Below are 2,630 nucleotides of genomic sequence, written 5' to 3'. Positions count from 1 at the left end.
CGTACCTTATGTCGATTGCCCAACTTTCCTCGTAGTCTTTATCGGTTCTTGGACCAAGTTGCCTTATCAGTCCTTGCTCACCTATGCGCAACTCCTCCATGTCCCGCTCCCACATCTTCAGCCTGTACGCCTGGCTGGGCACGGGCCAGCCGCGTTCGCGGCCGGCCCACTGGGGGTGGCCGGGATCGACGGCGCTGGCGAGCACCTCGACCTCGCCGTCGGGGTAGAACAGCGCCCACAGCATTGTCGGCTCGCCCTCGTAGCGCGGCAGCTCCACTTCGAGGAACTGGTAGTCGCGCTTCAATGAGGAGCCGTTCCACCAGTCGTAGCGCAGCTTCACCCGTATGCCCGGGCGCCAGCGCTGCGGCAGCTCGTAGCAGCACATCGTGCCGCCGGCTTCGTATGGATGCAGGCCAGGGCCGCCGGCCGGGGCGTTGGTCTCCGGGTTGATGAACAGGAAGCCGTTGAGGTCCTCCTCGGTGTAGTTGATCGCCGATACCGCTACGGCCACCTGGCGGCCCCCGGTGGCCTCGCAGCCGGCCAGCCACAGTGCGGCCAGCAGCATGCAGGCGGCGGTGCGCAGGTGGCGGGTGAATGTGCATGTGCTCATGAATGTCGTCCTTCGTCGTGGCTGCTGCGCATGCCCGTGCCGTTGTCACCGAGCTCGGCAAAGGGGCTGCCGACGCCGGGGGAATGGATGCGGAAGAAGTGCGGGTACTTGTCCTCGACGCCGGGCCACTGGTCCTTGAGATGGGGCATCACCGCCAGCGGGGCGATGGCCTGGCCCTGGTAGGCATCGAAGAGGCGGGCGACGTTGGAATGGCTGTGATCGCCGGCCTCTTCGCTGACGCCGTAGTTGTTGCGCGTGCCGTCCATGAAGAAGCCGAGGAACAGATTGGTGTCGCAACCGTGGTGGGGGTCGGCGATGGGGGGGTGTTCGCGGTAGTCGTGAGCTTCGATTATCCGTCGTTCTCTTTCGCCAAAAAAAGTATTGAAGTTCGCTGGGGCCACGTTGACGGAAGGATCAAGCTCTTCTGCGAAAGTCGTTGTCATGGCCTTCTGGTCTCCAGTTGGCGCCTGCGTTCACGCATGCGTTCGGCTGCTTCGATAAATTGAGTCTTCTCGTGTTCTGCATATGCGGGATCAAGAGGGCCACTAAAACCGGACAGAATCTCTCGATTAAACCTCTCGTCAAGTGCCCAGGCTTCTCTAAGTTGCTCCTCCGTGCGGTGTTCTGCTGCGCGGCGAAATGTCTCCTCGCCATCCCTCAACTCCTCCATGTCCCGCTCCCACATCTTCAGCCTGTATGCCTGGCTGGGCACTGGCCAGCCGCGTTCGCGGCCGGCCCACTGGGGGTGGCCGGAATCGACGGCGCTGGCGAGCACCTCGACCTCGCCGTCGGGGTAGAACAGCGCCCACAGCATTGTCGGCTCGCCCTCGTAGCGCGGCAGCTCCACTTCGAGGAACTGGTAGTCACGTGCATCCAAAGAACCGTTCCACCAGTCGTAGCGCAGCTTCACCCGTATGCCCGGGCGCCAGCGCTGCGGCAGCTCGTAGCAGCACATCGTGCCGCCACCTTCGTATGGATGCAGGCCAGGGCCGCCGGCCGGGGCGTTGGTCTCCGGGTTTATGAACAGGAAGCCGTTGAGCTCTTCCTCGGTGTAGTTGATCGCCGATACCGCTACGGCCACCTGGCGGCCCCCGGTGGCCTCGCAGCCGGCCAGCCACAGTGCGGCCAGCAGCATGCAGGCGGCGGTGCGCAGGTGGTGGGTGAAGGTGCATGTGCTCATGAATGTCGTCCTTCGTCGTGGCTGCTGCGCATGCCCGTGCCGTTGTCACCGAGCTCGGCAAAGGGGCTGCCGACGCCGGGGGAATGGATGCGGAAGAAGTGCGGGTACTTGTCCTCGACGCCGGGCCACTGGTCCTTGAGATGGGGCATCACCGCCAGCGGGGCGATGGCCTGGCCCTGGTAGGCATCGAAGAGGCGGGCGACGTTGGAATGGCTGTGATCGCCGGCCTCTTCGCTGACGCCGTAGTTGTTGCGCGTGCCGTCCATGAAGAAGCCAAGGAACAGGTTGGTGTCGCAACCGTGGTGGGGGTCGGCGATGGGGGGGTGTTCGCGGTAGTCGTAATTATTGAGGTCATCCAGATCTCTTTCGGAGAAGAACCTGTGCCTGAGCGAGGGATCTTGCCAAGTTTCGCTGTCAATGGGCTCGGCAAACTTTGTCGTCATGGTTTGTTCCTCTCCAGAGTTGCTGCTCGATCCCGCACGTTCTGCGCAGCGGTTCTGTAGCGTTGCTTGCGGTATTCGAGGTAACGAGGGTCATCCGGGCCCGTAAAGTCCTTGATCTCCTGAGGGCGTCGGGAGCTGTCCCCCTCCCATTCGCTAACCAGTTGTTCTGGCGTTCTATGAAGTGCCGCGTTCTCAAAAATCTCTATCTCGGCGCGCAACTCCTCCATGTCCCGCTCCCACATCTTCAGTCTGTATGCCTGGCTGGGCACTGGCCAGCCGCGTTCGCGGCCGGCCCACTGGGGGTGGCCGGGATCGACGGCGCTGGCGAGCACCTCGACCTCGCCGTCGGGGTAGAACAGTGCCCACAGCATTGTCGGCTCGCCCTCGTAGCGCGGCA

5 protein-coding genes are annotated in these 2,630 nt (G+C 63.3%); all 5 read right to left on the bottom strand.

Annotated features, from left to right (window positions below):
- Positions 1 to 610, bottom strand: a 610-nt coding sequence (locus C8261_RS17020) for a DUF3304 domain-containing protein (RefSeq protein WP_107494918.1), incomplete at its 3' end; no start/stop codon positions are given.
- A complete protein-coding gene (locus C8261_RS17015) occupies positions 607 to 1,053 on the bottom strand; it encodes a hypothetical protein (RefSeq protein ID WP_107494917.1) in 447 nt (148 codons plus the stop codon). The genes C8261_RS17020 and C8261_RS17015, both read right to left, overlap by 4 nt.
- On the bottom strand, positions 1,050 to 1,790 hold the full coding sequence (locus C8261_RS17010; protein ID WP_107494916.1) for a DUF3304 domain-containing protein: 741 nt from the start codon (positions 1,788 to 1,790) through the stop codon (positions 1,050 to 1,052). The genes C8261_RS17015 and C8261_RS17010 overlap by 4 nt, the downstream gene beginning before the upstream one ends.
- A complete protein-coding gene (locus C8261_RS17005) occupies positions 1,787 to 2,233 on the bottom strand; it encodes a hypothetical protein (RefSeq protein ID WP_107494915.1) in 447 nt (148 codons plus the stop codon). The genes C8261_RS17010 and C8261_RS17005 overlap by 4 nt, the downstream gene beginning before the upstream one ends.
- Positions 2,230 to 2,630 (bottom strand): hypothetical protein (locus tag C8261_RS17000; RefSeq protein ID WP_219905237.1); only part of this gene is annotated, 401 nt, incomplete at its 5' end. The genes C8261_RS17000 and C8261_RS17005, both read right to left, overlap by 4 nt.

Origin of the sequence: Pseudothauera lacus (assembly GCF_003034845.1) — a bacterium.
GTDB lineage: Bacteria > Pseudomonadota > Gammaproteobacteria > Burkholderiales > Rhodocyclaceae > Pseudothauera > Pseudothauera lacus.
This window is presented reverse-complemented; position numbering and strand designations above follow the sequence as displayed.

Excerpts from the sequence above, each read along its gene's own strand:
- C8261_RS17015 (WP_107494917.1), bottom strand. The coding sequence starts at position 1,053 with ATGACAACGACTTTCGCAGAAGAGCTTGATCCTTCCGTCAACGTGGCC.
- C8261_RS17010 (WP_107494916.1), bottom strand. The coding sequence starts at position 1,790 with ATGAGCACATGCACCTTCACCCACCACCTGCGCACCGCCGCCTGCATG.
- C8261_RS17005 (WP_107494915.1), bottom strand. The coding sequence starts at position 2,233 with ATGACGACAAAGTTTGCCGAGCCCATTGACAGCGAAACTTGGCAAGAT.